This window comes from Pseudomonas sp. H3_C08, assembly GCF_054669455.1.
On record NZ_CP162803.1, the window covers coordinates 1,054,580 to 1,074,946 of the forward strand.

The window sequence follows — 20,367 nt, forward strand, 5'->3', positions numbered from 1 at the left end:
AAACGCGCTACGGCGCGTTTTTTTGTTTAGATAAACAGGTGGATTCAGTCGCGTAAGGAGCGTACCGAAATGGATCAATACTCTCAAATGCTAGCCTTCATCTGGTCAACAGAGTGCGGAAGTTTTTCTGCTGCCGCCAGGGCGCATGAGATGACTCCGTCGGCCATCAGTAAATTGATAGCGCGGCTAGAGGATCGGCTTCGGGTTCGACTTTTCCAGAGGGGTTCTCGAGTCCTCACTCTGACGGAGGAGGGTGCTGCTTATCTGCGCAGTGCGAAAGCTGTGGTTGAGGCGATGAGTGAAGCTGACTCTTTGGCAGAAGGGCTTCCTTCAAGGGTCAGTGGCACGCTTCGCATCCACACGATGACCTCTTTTGCGAAGCAGCAGATCGTGCCTTGGTTGCCGGAATTCCTCGACACTTATCCCGGTCTTGATGTCGAGATTCAGTTAGGCGCTCAGTTCGTTGACCAGTTCGAGCAGGGATTGGACATAGCCATCCATAGCGGGATTCTTCCGAGCTCTTCCAGAATCGCAAAGAAGATAGGCGAATGTGAATGGTTGCTGTGTGCTTCACCTGACTACCTGGAAAAGTATGGAATACCGCAGCAGCCACAAGACCTGATGAATCATCGATGCTTTAACTTCAGTTTTGCCAGCCCTTGGAACAAATGGGCCTTTATCCAAGATGGCCTAGGTGTGACGACCCCTGTGAAGCCTCGAGGATCCTTTACCCAGGGTGAGCTGCTGAGAGATATGGCCAAATCAGGTGCGGGTATAGTCCGTCTTGCGGATTTCCACATTGGAAAAGACATTCAGGACGGATCGCTGGTGCTTCTGCTTGACGAGTACAAAGCGGAGATCTTAGAGCCTATTTACCTGCTCTACTCGGATAGAAAACATCTAAGTCCCCGCATCCGGGTGTTCATCGAGTTTTTCCAAAAAAAATGGATTGCACATCCATGGAAGGTCGTGAGAGGGCTACCCGAAGCGAATTGATAGGTAAGCGTCCGGCGAACTCACCTTCCGAACTCAAATTTTAAGGGCGATGGTGTCCGCGTATTTTTAAGCGGACGCGATCACCCTCATCGCCAAGATTTCCATGCGCCAACGAAGCTCTTATCCGAAACCATTCAAAGCCCAAGTCGTTCAGGAATGCCTGCAACCTGGCGCAATCGTATCAAGTGTCGCCATCAACCACGGCATCAATGCCAACGTCGTCCGCAAATGGATGCCGCTCTATCGAGACCAGCCCTCCAGCGACTTCACTACCGGCATTCGTACCGCTAAAAGCGGTGCTGAACCAGGGCGTGATTCACGCTGACGAAACGCCGGTTCAAATACTTGCGCCAGGCGAGAAGAAAAACCGCCGGGCCTACGTCTGGGCTTACAGCACGACGCCGTTTTCGGCACTGAAAGCAGTTGTGTATGACTTCAGCCCAGTCGTGCCGGGGAACATGCGCGTAGCTGCTGCCGCATCAGTGGGGGCCGGCCTGACTTACGCAAGGCGAGGTGGGCGGACGCTTACGCGATAAGAAGACTGTAGTGAGTTCGTTAAGGAAATCGTGCTCCAGCAGCTATGGGGCGGGAGGGACTCACGGCCCATTGTTGGCGCTAGGTCAACGCCGCTCGGATTTCTGACGTCGTTCAATGAAGAAGTCGAGATCTTCACTGACGCCCCTAATTACGACTGGGAGCTTATTTTGCGACTTGGTTTATGAGGACGGACGCTAGCCCAGGATCGTTCGTAATTTTCCTACCGATGCAACGACGCTCAAGCCAACCCGCGAAGGCGCGGAGTTGCCACACCACGCTTTGCTCGATGCCAGGATTATCGCTGGCATGTTTGCAGCTGTGAGCTGAGTGATCCAGCAGTGTCATTCCGCTTCTGCTTCGCGCTCATCAAAATCCAATTGCGCCTTGACGACTGTCGCCAGATGCACAATCGTCCAGATATGTAGAGCTTTGAAAGGTTCTTCCAGTGTCCGCCCCAGCGGCGTGATTCGATACTCCACCCCAACTTGTGAAGAGGGTATGACACGGCGCGCAAGGATCCCGTTGCGTTCGAGCCTTCTGAGCGCCTGGGTCAGCGCTTTTTGAGTGATACCGTCCAGGCACCGCTTCAGTTCGTTAAAGCGAAGCGGCTTTTCACACAGTGTCGTAAGAATCAACATCGTCCACTTGTCACCGATCTGATCCAACAAATAGCGGCTTGGACAGCTGGCCGTCCCGCTCGATATGTCGATGTTGGTATTATTCATGGATCACGCCTCGCGCTCGCGCATGTGGTGTATTTGGATATACCTGATTACTTTAAAGTGCGTAATTGTTATTTGATCCGCATCTTATACCCTGAGGCCTTACTTAACTTAGGGTGTTAGTCATGTCCTCTCAATACGATCAAGAAACCGCTGACAAGCTTGCAGTCGCCGAAGCTCTATATGGCTACGCTGCAGGTATTGATCTTCGTGATGCCGGGCTTATGGCCTCGGTGCTTACAGATAGTGCCGCTTCTGATTTCCGGCCCGCAGCAGCCAAAGCCGGTTTCGAATACCCTGTTCTTGAAGGTCGTGACACCATCGTACAGGCCCTCATGACGTCACTTAGCCAAGTCGACACCACGCACTCTGTGAACAATCCCCGCGTCACCCTTGAAGGGGATAAGGCAGTGCTGGATGCGTTGGTAGAAGCCCAACATGTTTTGAAAACTGATCACTCCCGTTCCTATCTCATGAAAAACCGTTACGACGTGAACCTGGTCAGGCAGGGTGAAACCTGGCGCATTCAGCACATCGTGGTGGACAACGTCTGGCGGACGGGAGATCCCGCAGTCCTCGCCGGTATTTGATCTGATCAAGCCCTTGAAACTTTACTCTCGTGCTGAATGCGCGCAGCGTCTCGTGAGGGCGGTAGCCCGAAGACTTTTGCGTAATCTCGGCTGAACTGGGTGCTGCTTTCATACCCGACTTCAAAGGCAGCCGCAGTGACGCTTCTGGCGTTGGCAACCATAAGGGTGCGAGCCTGAAGCAGGCGTACACGCTTCTGATATTGCAGAGGGCTCAGCGTGGTTACCGCCTTGAAGTGTCGGTGAAATGCCGAAACGCTCATCGCTGCTTTCTCTGCCATATGTTCTACCCGAATAGATTCGGCGAAGTCGCGGCGGATCCATTGAATGGCCTGATTGACGCGGGCCATCGCAGAGTCCGGCGCGGCGATTTCACGCAGCATCCAGCCGTGAGGGCCTTGGAGTACACGGTAGAGGATCTCGCGTTCGTATGCGGGCGCCAGGGCGGCGATACTTTGCGGGTCACCCATCAAGCGCAGCAGGCGCACCCAAGCGTCCATCAACTGAGGCGTGACCGGCGCTACTGAAAAACCCGGATCTTGGTCATGGCGATCAGCCGGAAGAGGTAGGTCGGCCAGCAGCGTGGTTAGCGCCACCGGGTCGAGCGTCAGGCTTACCGCGAGATAAGGCTCTCCAGTCGACGCCGGATAAACTGTGCCCACGGCGGGCAGCTCGATGGACATCACGAAGTACGTCGCCGGGTCATAGTGCAACGTCTGCTCCCCGACGGTCATGGTTTTACTGCCCTGGAGAATCAGGTTGATCATCGGCTCGTAGACGGCGGCCAGCATGTGCTCGGGAATCTCACCCTGCACCATGGCTACCCTGGGGATTCCTGTCTCAGTGCGCCGATTTTCAGCACTTGAGGTCAGGGCTCGCAGTTCATTCAATTGTGTGGTCATGGGCTGGATCCTGCCCGGCTCGTTTGGGACTTGGCAAGCAAAAAGCAGAAACAGGCAGGTTTCGAGTAGGAATGGCCACGTTCTGGATGGCCGGGGACTCTACTGTGGAGGCTCAAGTCATCGACACGGGAAGTGCACCATGGGCGTCATCGTTATCACCGGAGGCAGTCGCGGCATCGGCGCCAGCGCTGCTTTCCATATTGCCGAACGGGGGATGGGCGTCATCCTTACCTACAACCAGAATCCTGATGCAGCTCACCAGGTCGTCCGGCAAATCGAGGCCGCTGGCGGCAAGGCGGTTGCGCTGCGGCTGGACGTAAGTAACACCTCAAGCTTTGCTGCATTTCGTGATGCCGTGGTCTCCGCTCTGGAAATTACCTGGGGCACAAACACGCTGGCAGGTCTGGTAAATAACGCAGGCTACGGTCTGTTCAACCCGCTGGAGTCAGTCAGCGAGGAGCAATTCGACGGTCTGTTCGCAGTGCACCTCAAGGGGCCTTTCTTCCTCACTCAAACGCTGCTGCCGCTACTTGAAGATGGCGCGACCATCGTCAACCTGACCAGTGCCACAACACGCGTCGCGACAGCAGGGGTCGCGCCGTATGCGGCCTTTAAAGGCGGTCTCGAAGTGCTGACCCGCTATATGGCGAAAGAATTTTGTGAGCGCGGTATTCGTGCCAATGCGGTTTCGCCTGGTGCCATTCGTACTGAGCTGGGGGGCGGTTTGAACGATGAGTTTGAAGCCATGCTGGCCGGTCAGACAGCACTGGGCCGGGTGGGCGAGCCGCAAGACGTCGCTCGTGTTATTGCGATGCTGCTGTCTCAGGAAAGCGCCTGGATCAACGCGCAAACCATCGAAGTCGCAGGCGGCTACATCATCTGAATCATGGAGGCTCCATGCTCGATCATATTTTTCTCTCGGTAAGCGACATCAAGCGCTCGATACACTTTTATGAGGCAGCACTGACGCCGCTTGGCATCACCGCTCGTCTGGATTACGACGGCAAGGACGGGCCTCCTGGTCATCCTGACCTCAAGGGCTTTGGCGCCCATGGCCGAATGTTCTTCTGGCTGCGCGAAGGGGTAGTGGAGGGACAGGCGGTGCACGTAGGTTTCGTCGCCAATAGCCGTGCCGAGGTCGATGTCGCCTATGCAGCGGCCATCGCCCAAGGCGCAACAGATAATGGCCCTCCCGGCGCACGTCTGCATTACGACCCGAACTACTACGCGGCCAATGTCCTCGACCCGGACGGCTATAGCCTCGAATTCGTTTACAAGAACTGGCAGCACGCCCAATGAAAACTCTGATGATTTATGGTGCGACCGGCTACACCGGACGCATGGCCGCGCAGCACGCCAAAGCGGTGGGCCTGGATCTGATTCTGGCAGGCCGTAGCGCTGACCGACTGGCGCCTCTGGCCGCCGAACTGGAGCTGCCTTTTCGCGTATTTGGCGCTGAAGGTGTGACGGCAGACGCATTGGACGGTATCAGCGTCCTGCTGAATTTCGCCGGGCCATTCGCATATACCGCAGAGCCTTTGATGCGCGCCTGCATCGGGACAGGTGTGGACTACCTCGACATCACCACAGAGATTAACGTTTACCGGCTGGCCGAGTCATTGAATCTCGAAGCTGCGCAAGCGGGTGTCATGTTGTTGCCTGGCGTTGGCTGGGACGTGGTGCCGACCGACTGCCTGGCTCTGCATGTCGCAGCCAGGGTTGAACAACCCCAATCGTTGAACGTGGCGCTGCAAGTGGCAGGCCCCATGTCTCGCGGCTCGGCATCAAGCGTGAGTGAGATCATCGGCGTAGGGGTTCTGGCGCGTATTGAAGGGGAACTCGTGGCAGCCCCCGACCAGCCTCCCCGCGAGTTTGATTTTGGCGCTGGCCCAAAGCTGTGTGTGCCATTGTCATTCGGGGATCTGGTGACGGGTTGGCGCTCCACAGGTATCCCTAACATAGCCGTGTACGTGCACATCCCGGATGCCGCCTTTCCCGAGGGCGACCTCTCGCTATTGCCGGAAGGCCCGAGTGAAGAGCAGCGTCTGGCGCATCGAGCATTGGCCGTGGCCGAGGTCGTGGATGCAGATAGCAGCGTGGCCCGCTCGGTGATCGAGACCGTCAACGGGTACACCTACACACCGCTGGCGGCGGTTGAGGCGGCACGCCGAGTGCTGAGCGGGGAACGGCGTGCAGGTTTTGAAACCCCGGCACACCTGCTCGGCGTCGGTTTCGCCGAAACCGTAGCCGGTACAACAATCACCGATTTCTAGCCAGAGTTGGGCAGCCGAGTGAATGCTGCCCTGACGTTATTAATCGAAAAACAACGACTAAGGGGCGACTGTGGGCGATCAGGTGTTGGGAGATAAGGGTCATCGCGCCCGCTTAAAATACGCGGCCACCATCGCCCTTAATGCTGGACTTTGGAAGGTGAGTTAGCCGGACGCTTACCTTGACAGCCACTACGGCCCCGCGCTTACTTTCGCTCTACCTCCGCGCAAGCTTGCAACTTTGGCTCCTGCACAAGGGAGCCAATACTCCACCTCTCTGTAATTTCCCCTCCTGATCCGTGCCCAACAGAGCTCTCAAAAATTTGAGACCTACTCCCCAGTATTTACTTAGCCAAATGCTTCGCTGGCGCTTCTCTCATTTTGTGCCACTGACCTGTTCCTGGCGGTCACAGCAGGTGTGCTTTGCCAGCTATATTCAGCCCTGAAATTGAGCCATAACCTCTGTCCATGGTGAGCAGTACGACAAGTGCTGGATCATCTCGGATGTTGAGGCGTATGTGTGCAAAACACCGATCCTCAGCCGGAGAATAAAAATAAATACCCGGAGATATCCCCATGGGATTTGCTCAAGACAAAATCGAAGCATTACCTGCGGTCAATCGTGTGCCAAAAGGAGCAGGTGCAGCCTCGTGGGGCGCGATGGCTCTTTTGTGGCTCGTGTATGCCATGGATGCCAACTCCCGCCAGATGTTCTTTATGGTATTGCCCTCCATCACCAGCGAGTTCAAGACAAGCGCTGAGCTGACTGGGCTGCTTGCCGCGTTCATCACGATCGCTACATCTTTGATAGCCGTGCCTTGCATGATTTGGGCTGATAAAGGCGGTCAGGGATGGATGCGAAAATACCGCCACCTGCCAATCGTGATTGCATACACGCTATTCACCTTTCTGACCGGCCTCAATTTCTTGACAGGCTCGCTTGGAGTGCTTGTCGCGCTGCAAGTGATGTCTCACGCATTTGGCGGTGCTGGCGAAGCCATCGAAGTCACCTCCTTGTCTGAGTGGTGGTCGAAGGAGCGCCGTGGTTTCGCCCTAGGACTTCATCACACCGGATACCCTTGGGGCACATTGATCGGTGGCTTAGCGATCAGTGCTCTACTCCACGCTTACGGCCCGGAAAATTGGCGCTTGGCATTCCTGCTGTTCCCTGTACCGATGATCATCATCTTTTCGGTCTACTGGTGGTTCAGTACGAAGAAGCGTTACCAGTCCTTTGTTGAACACGCTCAAGCCGTCGGTGAGACCCCTCCATCAATGGAAGCGGTACAGGGTGTGGTGGAAGTGCCTAAAGGCGCGTTCAAGTCTGCAATGAAAAATCCGAACATCTCCGCTATCGCTCTTATCTCGATGTTCGCAATCGTTGGCTACTTCGGCATCAGCTTCTGGCTACCTCAGTACCTGGCTTTTGTTGCCCATTACAACTTCGCAGAGGCAGCTGCTTACTCAGTGCTCTTCACGATCACCGGTGGTATCGGCCAGATCGTTTGGGGGTGGATTTCAGACCGTGCGGGCCGAAAGCTTTGCCTAGTGCTTGTTTTCGCGTGGCTTGCGGTGGGCATGTACCTCTTCAAATACTCATCCGTCAGCCTGACTTGGCTTATCGCGATTCAGTTGTTTGCTGGATTCGCGATGAACGCGCCCTACACGTTGCTGTATGCCATTGCGTTTGACTCTGCGAAGCAAGGCACGACTGGCCTGGCGGGCTCAATCGTCAACGTCGGTATTTACGCCGGTGGCTTTGGGCCATTCGTGATCGGGATGTTCATCGGCGCAGGTGGTGGCTTTGAGCAGGCTGCGGGCTACAACTACGCGCTCTACTTTATCTCCGGTCTCATGGTACTGGCGGCCATCATCACCATTTTCTTCACCCGTGAAACTACTGGCTGGTTCCTTAAGTACGACAAGGCGCTGGTATCGAAGTCCTCTTGCAACATGGGTTTGTAACGAACCGATCGTACCTGCAATTACAAGAAAATCCCCTTGGGGATAGTTAAAGCTAGGAGAAAGTCATGACCCTTATTAATGATGCCAAATGGTTGAGCCAATTCGCCGACGAGTTAAACGGTGATGCTGATTGGACTGCCGCTGCTCGCTATTTTGATGGGCGCATTCAATTCAAGCACAGCACAGGTTTCTCAACGCTTGCGGTTCTCGCCGGTAAAGTCGTTGCGGTTTACCCCGAAGGAAGCCCGTTGGGCGCAGACATCATTGTGTCTGGTGCTGATGATGAGTGGCAGCGCGTTCTTGACGGAAAGATTGACTGGTTTGAAGCGTTGTCCCCTGGATTGGGAAAACTTGAGCTTGAGGGCAACGTGGTCGCTGCATGGCAGTACGTAGATGTGATGGCCCGCGCGTTCGACGCAATGAAGCGTGTAGGGAAAGCCAATAATAACCCACCAGTCTCGTACTCTCCCGGGCCTAAGCCGTCGGGGAAAGAGACGGTAGGACGGTACATTACTGTTGATGGAATTCGCGTTTACTACGAAGAATCAGGGGAGGGGCGTCCACTCGTTTGCTTCCACGCAGCATCACAAGATTCTCTGATGTACAGGCACGTACTGGACGGTCTCTCAGATGAGTTCCGCGTCATCGCAATTGACGCCCCCGGGCACAGCAAATCAGAGCTACCCGAATCAGGCCCATTCCACAGCCTCACTCGCCATGCGGAGTTCAATGAGCACCTTATGGAGGCCTTGGGACTTGAGAAACCCGCCATCATGGGATGCTCGATGGGTGGCAATCTGGTGCTGGAATTGGGGGCGCGTCGGCCCGATGCGTACAGCGCGATCATTTCAGCTGAAGGGGCAGATTTTACCCCGACGGTTTCCGAGTTCTTCCTCGATATGTTGCTCATGAATGGGCCAGAGATCATCGGTGCCTGGTCTCGTTCGATGACGGGCAATCGCACTCCACCAGATCGTGCGAGGGAGGTGGTGTGGCAGATCTCGCGAACTACGCCGCAGGTGATGAAGGGTGACCTCACAGGCTATGCGAACTTTGATCAGCGGCAACAAGTTGGAAAGATCAAAGCGCCTGTTTTACTTCTGCGCGGTGATGCGGATTGGTTGGTGTACCAAGAGAAGGTTGAGGAGACAGCATCTCGCATTCCCGGCAGTAAAATCGCCGTGCTCGCAGGTACTGGCCACTATCCAATGACTGAGAACCCATTGGAGTTCTGTGACACGGTACGCGCTTTCCTTCGTGAAGCGGGTCACGGCCACGCAGGCTGAAAGATCTGATTGAGGAGCCCGCTCGTCAGGCGGGCTTTTCTGCGTTTATTTAACGCGAAGGTTCAATCCCGAAAAAAACCTTTTCTATTCCCGCACAAAAACCTAAAGCGCGCCGACCCACCGAGGCTCAGGCCGTTGCGGGAGCTATCTCGACCCTCGAATCCCTTCCATAGCCGATCGTCAGACAATCAGAATTATTTTCTTGTGATCTGTGATCACAGTGGATAGCATCTGTCTCAGAGCGAACATCTGAGCGTCAGCATTGTTCACCAACCGCTCAAACGATTACTCCTAAACATAAATACAAAATTTGGAGAACATCATGCGAAGTACAACTCCATCTGCGACCGAGCGTGGCCCCATTGCAATCGTTGGCGCAGGCCTGATTGGGAGAGCTTGGGCGATTGTTTTTGCTCGGGCGGGACATTCGGTGCGTTTACACGACATGGATCTGCAGACAATGCAGAACAGCCATGCCTACATCGAAGCGAGACTTAATGAGCTCGCAGAATTCGATCTTCTTAATGACGCCCCCCTCACCGTGCTGGCACGCATTACTTGCGTTCCCGACTTGGCTGATGCGCTACGTGACGTGGTGCTCGTACAGGAAAACGTTCGGGAAACGGTGGAGGCGAAAATCGATATCTTCAGTCGAATGGATGCGGTGGCGCCCAAGGCCGCGATTCTTGCCAGTTCAACTTCATGGTTACCGGCCTCCGAGTTCACTAAAGATCTACCAGGTCGGGGGCGCTGCGTAGTTGCACACCCTACCAACCCACCTTACTTAGTTCCTCTTGTGGAGCTTTGCCCAGCGCCGTGGACAGAATCTGAAGTGATGATTCGAGCACATGAGATCTACACCGCAGCAGGGCAGAGCCCTGTCGTTCTATCCCGAGAGATCCACGGCTTCTTGTTGAACCGAGTCCAAGCAGCAGTCCTCAACGAATGCTTCAAATTGCATGAGGAAGGCTTTGCCAGCTCTGAGGATATTGATCGGGTGCTCAAAGATGGACTCGCCCTCCGCTGGTCATTTATGGGCCCCTTCGAAACCATCGATCTCAACGCCCCTGCCGGCGTATCTGACTATGCCAAACGCTACGGTCAGCAAAATCGCGAAACGATCAATTCCGAAAATGCTTTTGACTGGTCGGAATCAGCAGTCGCCCGAGTACATGACGAGCGCCGCCAAAAACTTGAACTTGAAGGCATTGCATTGCGATCCGCCTGGCGTGACCGCCGCCTTATGGCTCTCGCTGCGCACAAGCGTCAAGCACCAAATTCCTGACGGCATCACTTCATCCTGAACACCAAAATAAAAGTAACCAGGAGGTCACCATGGCTCGTAAAGTCATCATCACTTGCGCGGTCACCGGCGCAATTCATACACCTTCCATGTCCCGTTACCTGCCGGTAACACCAGGTCAAATTGCCGAAGCGGCGATTGGTGCCGCTGAGGCTGGCGCCTCAATTGTTCACCTACATGCTCGTAACCCAATTGATGGCAGCCCCTCTCAGGATCCGGAACTGTTTAAGCAGTTTCTGCCGGCTATTAAAGAGGCTAGCGATGTGGTGATAAACCTGACTACAGGTGGCGCACCGACAATGTCGCTTGAAGATCGACTTCGTCCAGCACATCAGTTCAAACCGGAAGTGGCCTCACTGAACATGGGCACGATGAACATGGGTCTTTACCCAATGCTTAATCGGTTTAAGGAGTTCAAACACGCTTGGGAGGAACCATACCTCGTCGGCAGCCATGACCGCATTTTCAAAAACACATTTACCGACATAGCCCACATCCTCGAGTCATGCAGTGAGAACGGTACCCGTTTTGAAATCGAATGCTATGACATTGGGCATCTCTACACCGCTGCACATTTCATTGATCGCGGCCTCATCAAACCCCCATTTTTGATCCAATCGGTTTTCGGCATTTTGGGCGGTATCGGCGGTCACCCTGAGGACGTCCTGCATATGCGTCGCACAGCTGATCGTCTTTTCGGAGATGACTATCAGTGGTCGGTTCTTCCAGCAGGAAAGCAGCAGATGAGCATTGGTGCTCAATCAGCCACGCTTGGAGGACACGTGCGTGTGGGTCTTGAAGACTCGCTTTGGGACGGGCCGGGCCAATTGGCAAAAAGCAACGCCGATCAAGTCTCGCGTATGCGCAAAATTCTCGAAGGGCTTTCACTTGAAGTGGCGACACCTGCTGACGCGAGGGAAATCCTGAAGCTCAAAGGTGGCGATAACGTCAATTTCTAAACGCGGGTATTCATCCCCGTAAAGCCTATCTAGAGGATATTTTGATAACTAAAGGTCGCGGCACAACACTCGCGCCTTAGCAACTTATCCTCATGAGGAGAAAATGAACCATGTTAGCTACGACCCATACAAAAATACAAAAGGGACAGTCGCTGAACGCTTTAATGTTTCGCAAACTAATGCCGATGTTAATCTTTGCTTACGTTATAAGCTTTCTAGACAGAACTAACATTTCACTTGCCAAAACACACATGGCAGTAGACTTGGGTATTTCCGCTGCCGCCTACGGTTTTGGTGCAGGGCTCTTCTTCCTTACCTATGCACTCATGGAGGTACCCAGTAACCTGATCATGCACCGGGTAGGTGCCCGACTCTGGATCACCAGGATCATGATCACCTGGGGGTTGTTGTCTGCCGGTATGGCCTTCATTACCGATGAGACTACGTTTTACATTGCCCGCGCGCTACTGGGCGCAGCTGAAGCCGGATTGTTCCCAGGTGTAATGCTCTATCTAACCTATTGGTTTGGTCGTGAGCAAAGGGCACGAGCCAGTGGCTATTTTCTAATCGGGGTCTGTCTCGCGAACATCATCAGCGGGCCGGTTGGCGGGCTGCTGTTAGAGATGGATGGAATCTGGGGTTGGCACGGCTGGCAGTGGCTTTTCTTCTTGGAGGGGATTCCAGCTGTTCTATTCTCCGTCGTGATTTGGCGAAAGCTTCCGGACGGCCCATCTACGGCAAGTTGGCTGTCAAAGGAACAAGTCACTGAAGTAGAGCAAGTTCTGAAGAAAGAACATGATGAAGAAATCGCCTCCGGTAATGTAGGTCATTCTTTTAAGGGCGTTCTTAAAATCCCTCAGATTTGGCTTGCGATCGCGGTGTACTTCCTCCACCAAGTGAGTGTGTATTCGGTAATTTTCTTCTTGCCGGGCATCATTGGCACGTATGGAGGCTTGTCATCGTTACAAATAGGATTGTTAAACTCAATCCCATGGATCGCAGCAGCACTCGGGGCAGCGTTTCTTCCAAAGTATGCAACTACTCCGAAAATTTCACGCAAAATAATGTTCGGTGGGCTGCTCCTGATGTCGGCTGGATTGACCCTCGCGGCCTTTACCACTCCACTGATAGCTCTAATAGGATTCACTCTTACGGCATCGATGTTTTTCGTTGTTCAGCCTGTGATATTCCTCTTTGCCAGTTCAAGACTGGCGGGAGCAGGTATGGCGGCGGGTCTGGCGTTAGTGAATACCTTTGGTATTACTGGCGGTTTCTTCGGCCCTTCACTTCTGGGCTTCGTTGAACAAACTACTGGGAGCACGAAGAATGGACTCATTATTGTAGCGGCTCTATTAACGCTCGCGGCATTCCTGAGTTTGAAACTACGTCAGGCACAAGAAACGATTACTAAAAAAACGCGGGACAACATTGTATTGCCCCAGGCTGCGCCGTGTATTACTGATAATGCGAGGACAAAATGAAGAGTACATCCCTGGCACTTAAACTACATCTCGACGATAATGTTGCAATCGCACGCGCTTCGATACCTCAAGGAACCGTGGTTACGGAGTTCGGTAATATCGTGGTGCTCGCCGATGTGCCCGCAGCGCACAAAATCGCCCTTGCACACGTAAACCCAGGTGATCCTGTTCTGCGTTATGGCCAGATCATTGGCTTTGCTACTAAATCCATTGAGCCAGGCGATTACGTGCATACGCACAATCTGGAGATGGCGACGTTCGAGCGAGACTACGCGTTCGGCGAGGATGCCAAAGTCGCGTCGCCTGCAGCCTCTCCTGTGACATTCCAAGGTTTCGTCCGCGCTGACGGGCGAGTAGCGACTCGAAACTACATTGGTGTAGTGAGCACTGTGAACTGCTCCTCCACTGTTACCAAAATGGTGGTTGAACACTTCTCGCGAAACGGTGTGCTGGATGCTTACCCAAACGTGGACGGTGTGGTGCCGATCACCCACAGCTTCGGTTGCTGCATAGAGCACAATGGCAAGGGGGTGAACCAACTGCGGCGCACGCTAGGCGGTTTCATCAAGCACGCCAACTTCGCTGGCGTGGTCGTCATCGGCCTTGGCTGTGAAGCCAATCAGATGGGGGCGCTGTTCATGGCCCAGGGCATCGAGACCGGCAAGCTTATCGCTCCCGTGGTCATCCAAGACGTTGGCGGAACCCGCAACGCAGCGGATGCCGCCATTGCCGCCGTGGAATCGATGCTGCCGGTTGCCAACGAGTGCCGACGCGAGCCGGTCTCGGCGCGGCACCTGACCGTGGCGCTCCAGTGCGGCGGTTCAGACGGATACTCGGGCATCACGGCCAACCCCGCCCTCGGTGTGGCTGTCGATATGCTCGTAGCGCAAGGTGGAACTGCAATCCTTAGCGAAACGCCGGAGATCTACGGCGCTGAACACCTGCTGACTCGTCGCGCGGCAACCCGTGAGGTTGGCCAAGGTATCGTCGACCTTATCAAATGGTGGGAAAGTTACGCAGACCGCGAAAAAGGCAGCATCGATAACAACCCCACACCTGGCAACAAGGCTGGCGGCCTGACGACCATTCTTGAAAAGTCTTTAGGCGCAGTTGCCAAAAGCGGCTCCTCCGCACTCATGGGCGTTTATCGTTACGCCGAGCCCATTACAGTCCGAGGCTTGGTGTTCATGGATGCGCCTGGCTATGACCCGATGGGAGCCACTGGCCAAATCGCCAGCGGCGCAAACCTCGTTGCGTTCACCACCGGACGCGGCTCGTGCTTTGGCGCCAAACCTGCTCCTTCGATCAAGCTTGCGACGAATACCAAGATGTACACTCGCATGAAGGATGATATGGACATCAACTGCGGGGATGTCATGGATGGCGATGCCACCCTTGAATCGAAGGGTAAAGAGATTTTCGACATGCTCATACGAGTGGCTTCTGGGGAAAAATCTAAGAGCGAGGCGTTGGGCGTTGGCAATGAAGAAACAGTGCCTTGGATGATCGGTGCTCAAATGTAATAAGCGAGCAAAAAAGAGGCGCTCTGTTATCAGGGCGCCTCTTCTTAAAACTTGTTGGTGAAACTAATCAGCTTCGACAGGGTTGTGCGCATCGGCAACGATCAGCGCCCCTGTATTCAGGATAAACTCGGCAGCACTTTTGATGTCATCTTGCAGTGACTCACAGGCGGCAACGGGGTCACCCTTCTTTAATGCATCAACCATCGCTGCGTGATGACTGGCTTGCACTCGCTGAACCACACGCTCAGTGCCAGATCGCAGGTCATAGTTGATGATAGGCCCTATTCTCAGCCACAGGGACTCAACTATCTGGAGCAGAATGGGCATGTCCGCCTGATTATAAATTGCGAAATGCAATTCTTTGTTCAGCGTAATCAGCCGTGACTCATCGGGAGCGCCTTTTGCAAACTCTGCGCAAAATGCCTCGTGTATCTTTTCAATCTCAGCCAGCGCCTGCGAATCAACAAGCTCCGCAGCACGAGCTGCCGCTTGCCCCTCCAGATTCAACCGGATACTGGTGATTTCCCGGAATTGACTGACTGTCAGTACAGGAACGCGAATATATCGATTAGCCGCCATTTCAAGCGCTTGCTCAGCGACCAACCTGTGAACAGCCTCTCGCACTGGCATGACGCTAACACCAAGAGCGTCCGCTATAGATCTGAGCGAGAGCTTTTCCCCAGGCATAACGCGTCCGCTTATCAGCAGATCACGCAGTTGGGCATAAACGTCCGCACTGAGGGTCTGGCGGATCATGGGCGTTACGAGTGTGGATAGGTTCATGACGAGAATTATAGGCAGGTTCGATCAGCCAGCATAGGAAAATGAGACAACTGTGATCACGGATGTGCCGGTATAGAAAGTGACGGAATTCGGGAGAAACGAGCTCTTTAGCACACGCACAATAAGCGTCTCGCTACCACGGTCGGTGGCGAGACGTGTAGGTCTGACTAATCAAAGATACTCGACATTGCCGTCGATGCTGATCGCTTGCCCTGTCACATTGTTAGCAGCAGGAGAGCATAGAAATAAGGCCATTGCTGCCACGTCTTCGGGTGGAGTCATCCGGCGCAATGATATTTTCTTCAATGTTTGTTGGCGCATCTCCGGCTCTGAAATGCCTAACTGTTTGGCGCGATCACTGATGACGCGATCCTGGCGCGGGCCCTCGACGATGCCTGGCAGCAGTGCGTTGACTCGAATGTCTTTTTCGCCCAACTCGGCTGCCAATGACTTCATAAGACCAACGATGGCCCACTTGGTCGCGGCGTATGGAGTCCGCCAGGCATAGCCTAAGCGCCCCGCGACCGATGAAATATGAATGATGTGTGCGTGTTCTGACTTCGTTAGGAGGGGGACAGCATGATGAGCGAAGCGATACTGCGCATTGAGATTGATGTCTATTGTCTGTTCCCATTCTGCATCGCTAATTTTGTCGATTCCGCCGGTCGGCCCTGCTATGCCTGCATTGTTGATAAGTACATCGAGCCCATCCACCCAATCCTGTTGTATCTCGAAGACTCGCTTAATTTGAGCAGAGTCGGAGACGTCAGCCAATGTGGCCAAAGCCTCTGGATAGCGCTCACGAAATTGTGCGATCGCCTGCTCACTTACATCGCATACATGGACTCTTGCCCCAATTTCGAGATATGCAGCCGCGATCGATTCGCCAATGCCTGCTGCCCCACCGGAAATCAAAACTCTCAATCCGGTATAGGGTGTCAGCCGCTTCATCACGTTCATAGCTAATGCGTCCTGTCTTATTTTTGTTCATGAGTTCTTTCGTGGCTACGGAGTGCGTAGACAAGAAAACCTCATTAAGTGATATGTGATCACAGTTTGTTTGTCAAGACAGGCTTGCCGCAGATTTGCAGGTGATTACCGGAGAGGGCGCAGACTCCTACTCCGGCTCAGCATTGCTACCTGCCGGCCCGATTAATCTGCGAGAGGCAGCTGGCAGCGACTGCGCTTCCCGCAGCACTTCATCGTTATCGAATCTGGGCCATGGTCGGGTAATCCGTATAACCTCGCTCCTCACCCTGATAGAAGGTGGTCGGGTCTGCGTCATTCAATGCGACACCCTGTTCGAATCGCTCTACCAGATCCGGGTTGGCTAGGAACGCAGTGCCAAAGGACACCAGATCAGCATTTCCTTCTCTGAGGGACGTTTCTGCGCGTTCCGCGTCATAGCCCCCATTGGCGATGTAGGTGCCTGCGAAACGACGCTTCAGTTCTCTGAAGTCGAATGAACCCGCACCGACTTCTACTACGTGAATGTAGGCTAGCCCGTAGCGACTGAGCATTTTTGCTGCATAGTTGAATGTCGCTTGGGGATCGCTGTCGCTCATGGAGAAGTAATTAAAAATCGGTGACAGGCGAACGCCCACGCGGCTAGCCCCGAATACTTCGATGACCGACTCCACAACCTCCTTAAGAAACCGAGCGCGATTTTCTGCAGAGCCGCCGTATGAATCGGTTCGGGTGTTGGTGCCATCGCGCAGGAACTGATCGATCAAGTAGCCGTTCGCGCCATGTATTTCCACACCGTCAAAACCTGCACGCTTCGCGTTTTCAGCACCTTGGCGAAAATCCGCAATCACACCAGGAATTTCATCCAGACTCAGAGCTCGTGGCGACTCGTAAGGCTTCAGTCCTTCAGGCGTGTAGATCTCGCCATCAGCTTTGATCGCTGAGGGGGCTACCGGCAGCTGATTATCGATCTGTACTAGGGAGTGTGACAGGCGCCCAACGTGCCAGAGCTGGAGAAATATCCGTCCGCCTTCTGCATGCACGGCGTCGGTCACGTGTTTCCAGCCGGCGATTTGCTCGTTGGTGAAAATGCCCGGTGTTCTCATATAGCCTTTGCCTTGAGCCGAGACCTGAGAACCCTCAGTAATGATGAGGCCGGCGCTTGCACGTTGACGGTAATACTCGACCACTGTGGAAGTTGGAACATCGCCTTGGCCAGCTCGGCTTCGCGTCAGCGGCGCCATCGCCATGTGATTTTTCAGGGGGAGGTTGGCGATTCGGGTGGGGGACAAAAGAAGGTTGAGATTGCTCGCTGTCATGACGTGCCTCAGTATGATTTGGGGTGTTGGATAGTTATCGTCGAGATGATTTTCACGCCGGGTTGAGCGGCGCTAGTTGAGCCGTCCTTGCTGCCGCAGCCGTGTACCAATCCGCTGTATTTCCGTTTCGCCCTGCGCCAGAGCTGCCTTGCTCGTGTGAACCGAGTAGTTACCTGTTACCAGGTCGTACGGATGCTTTACCGCCGACCCCATCACGAAGGAGCAATCGCCTTTCGCGATGAAGTTGATGTGGTGCTCTGACTCTTCGAACACAGCTAATTCGCCGACATTGACCAACCCTCCTGCGTCCAGACTTCCTGAACTAACCGCGAGCCAGGCAACGTTGTGACCGGACGGTGGGGTGTAACGCCAGTGCTCACCGTCTTTTAAACTCACGGCGAGATAGTTCATTTCACTCGGTACTTCGATCAGGCTTTGGGCTGCCCCGTAACGTCCCAGTAGTACCCGTGCTGGGCCCACTTGTGGAACTTGCGACGGATCAAGGTAGGTACTCATCGCGGGAGCGTTTTCAAGCGGGGGCGGCAATGCCACCCAGAGCTGGAATCCCTGTATTGCGGACTCGCTTGCTAGCGTAGCGTCGTGCCACACCCCATTGCCGGCCTGCATCCACTCAACACCCCCTGCGAGCAGTAAACCGGTCGCCCCAGTGGTGTCCTCATAAGAGACATCCCCTTTTGTCATGAAGGTAACCGTTGCGATTCCTGAGTGCGGATGCATGCCGAAACTCGACTTACCACCTCTGGCGTTCAGGCTGAAAATGTCCAGGAAAATAAACGGCTTCAACAGCTCTCCTAGATCACCTGGACTCATAAGCCTCGTTATGGGGCCGTGTGTGGTTCCTTCAGTAAGATGGACAATGGCGCGTGGTCGAACTGCTACGGTGGCGGTCATATGCTCTCTCTTTGTTCTCCCTTGCCGACAGACGATGTCGTCGAGCGGAGTTCCGGCTGGCTGGACCGGATGTGGATTAACTCGTGATGCCGAAAAGCCTTGACGGTCAGCCCGTAGGAGAATCCGGCAACTGAAGATCAGCTGCAGCAATGACTGAAGGATATGCGTCTATTGATTGCTTTATTAGATGGCATAATTGGATTGAAATGATCCATTTTTGGAGTGGGTGGCAGCAAGATGATCGATCTGAATGACGTCGCATTGTTTGTAAAAGTGGTGCGCAGCGGTAGTTTCGCTGAGGCAGCACGGCAGCTTGGAATGCCCTCAAACACCTTAGGCCGGCGGGTTCAACAGCTTGAGGCTCAACTCGGTACAAGGCTGCTGCAGCGCTCCACGCGCAAGCTCACACTCACCCATTCTGGCGAGGCTTTTCACGAGCGATGCTGTGGAGCCGTGGATGGACTGATTGACGCTGGTGAGCAGCTGATGACAGGAAACCAAGTGCCGAGTGGCACCGTGCGCATTGCGGCAATGGCTGATTTTTTCGACTTCTTTCCTATGGAGTGGGTAGCCGATTTTCTCGAGGCGCATCCACGGGTAAACGTCGACTTTGTGCTGAGTGATGCACGCGCCGATTTGATCGCTGATCGTATCGACATTGCGTTTCGAGGCGGAGCGTTGCAAGACTCAGGATATGTCGGTCGCCAACTCCTTGGAGCTGGTAACGAAGGTCTGGTGGCCAGCCCGAATTACCTTAGAAAAAAAGGCATACCTGATTCACTTGGAGATTTGGTCAATCATGATTGTGTAACTTTTGGCCATCCTAGTGGCGTCACCACCTGGACTCTCCATGGGCCAAATGGTGCAGCGGAAGAAGTGCGGGTCACTAGCCGTTTCAATGGAAACACCGCCCAAGCTTTGCGCAAGGCGACGTTGGCCGGGCTAGGAATTGCCTTGCTGCCGCCCGCCATGACAAAGTCTGATCTTCAGACAGGGCGCCTTGTGTCTGTGCTTCCGCAGTACCATAGAACCGGATACGGCCTGCATGTGCTTTACCCCAGCCGGCAACATTTGCCGTTAGCGGTGTCTGCATTCATTGGGGTGGTGATGGAGAAACTGGAGGGACAAGAATTCCCCGTGACGGCTCGTTCCTGATCAACACATTGCCCAAGTATCGTTCAAGCAGTTGTCTTCGAAAGAAGGGGGGCAGGGATGCAGTGAAAAGTCAGGAAGTGCCTGCGCCCGTCCTCAACACCTTTTTTTGTGCAGTTCCAACAGCTCCGCCGGTGAAAGGATGCGGTTTCTTTCGGCTTCGTAGTCGACAGGGGTCAGTGGGGTGATGTCGACCAGTTCCGTCGGATTGCCCTCGACCAACAAGGCCCGCCAAGTTGGCGCTTTCTGGCCCAACTGAGTTGCCATCTTTACGCGCGACGCCATCCAACAGCCAGGCCTTGATCAGGTCCTGGACGGTCAGCGTTTGCACCTTCGTCGTTTTTACTTGTTCGGCCTCTACGTTAGCAGCGGCGTATGCCTGTGCCTTGGCGGTTTTCTTTTGCTCGTTGGGATTGATCTGCTCATCGATGAGCGCACGGGCCTGGTTGCGTGCCTTGCGGATGTCCGTCAGGGATTTGCGCGGCCAGGATCCGCAGGCGTACTCTTTGTTCTGGTTGCCCCAGCGATACCGATAGAAAAAGCTGACTGACACACCGTCCATACGGACTGAGATTCGACCGGCCAGATTGCCATCCTCCCGGAGGATGCGGCCGGCATCATTGGCGGTCAGCGACTCGAGTTCTTTGATGGTAATTTTGGCCATAAAATGGACTCCCCCTACTTTTACCCCCACAAAAACGTCG

The 20,367-nt window shown here is 54.3% G+C and carries 19 protein-coding genes and 3 pseudogenes; 15 read left to right on the forward strand and 7 right to left on the reverse strand.

The window, feature by feature from the left end; all coding sequences use genetic code 11:
• Positions 1-69 precede the first annotated feature (69 nt).
• The 4 genes and pseudogenes from AB4N74_RS04905 to AB4N74_RS04920 all read left to right on the forward strand — a co-directional run.
• A complete protein-coding gene (locus tag AB4N74_RS04905) occupies positions 70-996 on the forward strand; it encodes a LysR family transcriptional regulator (protein WP_460098463.1) in 927 nt (308 codons plus the stop codon).
• A 103-nt stretch (positions 997-1,099) separates the two neighbouring features.
• On the forward strand, positions 1,100-1,321 hold the full coding sequence (locus AB4N74_RS04910; protein ID WP_080750778.1) for a transposase: 222 nt from the start codon (positions 1,100-1,102) through the stop codon (positions 1,319-1,321).
• A pseudogene (locus tag AB4N74_RS04915) lies at positions 1,287-1,465 on the forward strand (IS66 family transposase); the annotation flags it as partial. The gene AB4N74_RS04910 and the pseudogene AB4N74_RS04915, both read left to right, overlap by 35 nt.
• 67 nt (positions 1,466-1,532) lie before the next feature.
• Positions 1,533-1,860, forward strand: a pseudogene (locus AB4N74_RS04920) (hypothetical protein); the annotation flags it as partial.
• A 14-nt stretch (positions 1,861-1,874) separates the two neighbouring features.
• Here AB4N74_RS04920 and AB4N74_RS04925 read toward each other — a convergent pair.
• Complete coding sequence (locus AB4N74_RS04925) at positions 1,875-2,258, reverse strand: winged helix-turn-helix transcriptional regulator (protein WP_093439429.1); 384 nt, start codon at positions 2,256-2,258, stop codon at positions 1,875-1,877.
• Between the two features lie 122 nt (positions 2,259-2,380).
• On the opposite strand from AB4N74_RS04925, the gene AB4N74_RS04930 reads away from it, so the two are divergent.
• Entirely contained in the window at positions 2,381-2,845 is a 465-nt protein-coding gene (locus AB4N74_RS04930; protein ID WP_093439426.1) for a nuclear transport factor 2 family protein, read from the forward strand.
• Positions 2,846-2,850: 5 nt separating this feature from the next.
• On the opposite strand, the gene AB4N74_RS04935 is transcribed toward AB4N74_RS04930, so the two are convergent.
• On the reverse strand, positions 2,851-3,744 hold the full coding sequence (locus tag AB4N74_RS04935) for an AraC family transcriptional regulator (RefSeq protein ID WP_175559659.1): 894 nt from the start codon (positions 3,742-3,744) through the stop codon (positions 2,851-2,853).
• 139 nt (positions 3,745-3,883) lie between these two features.
• Here AB4N74_RS04935 and AB4N74_RS04940 point away from each other — a divergent pair, with 139 nt between their 5' ends.
• The 9 genes from AB4N74_RS04940 (at position 3,884) to AB4N74_RS04980 (ending at position 14,531) form a co-directional block, all read left to right on the forward strand.
• Positions 3,884-4,627 (forward strand): SDR family NAD(P)-dependent oxidoreductase, encoded by a 744-nt coding sequence (locus tag AB4N74_RS04940; protein ID WP_093439421.1) that lies wholly within the window; start codon positions 3,884-3,886, stop codon positions 4,625-4,627.
• 14 nt (positions 4,628-4,641) lie between these two features.
• Positions 4,642-5,043 carry a VOC family protein gene (locus AB4N74_RS04945; RefSeq protein WP_016980706.1) on the forward strand — a complete coding sequence of 134 codons (402 nt, stop codon included), beginning with the start codon at positions 4,642-4,644 and terminating at the stop codon, positions 5,041-5,043.
• Positions 5,040-6,017, forward strand: a complete 978-nt coding sequence (locus AB4N74_RS04950) for a saccharopine dehydrogenase family protein (RefSeq protein WP_460098467.1) — start codon at positions 5,040-5,042, stop codon at positions 6,015-6,017. The genes AB4N74_RS04945 and AB4N74_RS04950 overlap by 4 nt, the downstream gene beginning before the upstream one ends.
• A 573-nt stretch (positions 6,018-6,590) precedes the next feature.
• A complete protein-coding gene (locus tag AB4N74_RS04955) occupies positions 6,591-7,979 on the forward strand; it encodes an MFS transporter (RefSeq protein ID WP_093439415.1) in 1,389 nt (462 codons plus the stop codon).
• Positions 7,980-8,044: 65 nt separating this feature from the next.
• The gene (locus AB4N74_RS04960; RefSeq protein ID WP_150694411.1) at positions 8,045-9,265 is read left to right on the forward strand and encodes an alpha/beta fold hydrolase; all 1,221 of its coding nucleotides are present in this window, start codon (positions 8,045-8,047) and stop codon (positions 9,263-9,265) included.
• A 322-nt stretch (positions 9,266-9,587) separates the two neighbouring features.
• The gene (locus AB4N74_RS04965; protein ID WP_460098469.1) at positions 9,588-10,550 is read left to right on the forward strand and encodes a 3-hydroxyacyl-CoA dehydrogenase; all 963 of its coding nucleotides are present in this window, start codon (positions 9,588-9,590) and stop codon (positions 10,548-10,550) included.
• A gap of 50 nt (positions 10,551-10,600) precedes the next feature.
• Positions 10,601-11,527 carry a beta-keto acid cleavage family enzyme gene (locus AB4N74_RS04970; RefSeq protein WP_093439407.1) on the forward strand — a complete coding sequence of 309 codons (927 nt, stop codon included), beginning with the start codon at positions 10,601-10,603 and terminating at the stop codon, positions 11,525-11,527.
• A 110-nt stretch (positions 11,528-11,637) separates the two neighbouring features.
• Positions 11,638-13,008, forward strand: coding sequence for an MFS transporter (locus AB4N74_RS04975; protein WP_460098471.1), 1,371 nt, complete (start codon positions 11,638-11,640; stop codon positions 13,006-13,008).
• Complete coding sequence (locus tag AB4N74_RS04980) at positions 13,005-14,531, forward strand: UxaA family hydrolase (RefSeq protein ID WP_460098473.1); 1,527 nt, start codon at positions 13,005-13,007, stop codon at positions 14,529-14,531. Before AB4N74_RS04975 ends, AB4N74_RS04980 begins: the two co-directional genes overlap by 4 nt.
• A gap of 63 nt (positions 14,532-14,594) precedes the next feature.
• Here the strand turns inward: AB4N74_RS04980 and AB4N74_RS04985 are convergent, their stop codons facing one another.
• From AB4N74_RS04985 to AB4N74_RS05000, 4 genes are all read right to left on the reverse strand, one after another.
• Entirely contained in the window at positions 14,595-15,287 is a 693-nt protein-coding gene (locus AB4N74_RS04985) for a GntR family transcriptional regulator (protein WP_414927509.1), read from the reverse strand.
• A 198-nt stretch (positions 15,288-15,485) separates the two neighbouring features.
• Positions 15,486-16,274, reverse strand: a complete 789-nt coding sequence (locus tag AB4N74_RS04990; protein ID WP_038364716.1) for an SDR family oxidoreductase — start codon at positions 16,272-16,274, stop codon at positions 15,486-15,488.
• 245 nt (positions 16,275-16,519) lie between these two features.
• A complete protein-coding gene (locus tag AB4N74_RS04995; protein WP_460098476.1) occupies positions 16,520-17,599 on the reverse strand; it encodes an alkene reductase in 1,080 nt (359 codons plus the stop codon).
• A 72-nt stretch (positions 17,600-17,671) separates the two neighbouring features.
• Positions 17,672-18,511 (reverse strand): pirin family protein, encoded by an 840-nt coding sequence (locus AB4N74_RS05000; protein ID WP_414927508.1) that lies wholly within the window; start codon positions 18,509-18,511, stop codon positions 17,672-17,674.
• A gap of 237 nt (positions 18,512-18,748) precedes the next feature.
• Between AB4N74_RS05000 and AB4N74_RS05005 the strand changes: the two genes are divergently transcribed.
• Positions 18,749-19,666, forward strand: coding sequence for a LysR family transcriptional regulator (locus tag AB4N74_RS05005; protein WP_427119539.1), 918 nt, complete (start codon positions 18,749-18,751; stop codon positions 19,664-19,666).
• Positions 19,667-19,768: 102 nt separating this feature from the next.
• Here the strand turns inward: AB4N74_RS05005 and AB4N74_RS05010 are convergent.
• Positions 19,769-20,327: pseudogene (locus tag AB4N74_RS05010) on the reverse strand (Arm DNA-binding domain-containing protein); the annotation flags it as partial.
• Positions 20,328-20,367 lie beyond the last annotated feature (40 nt).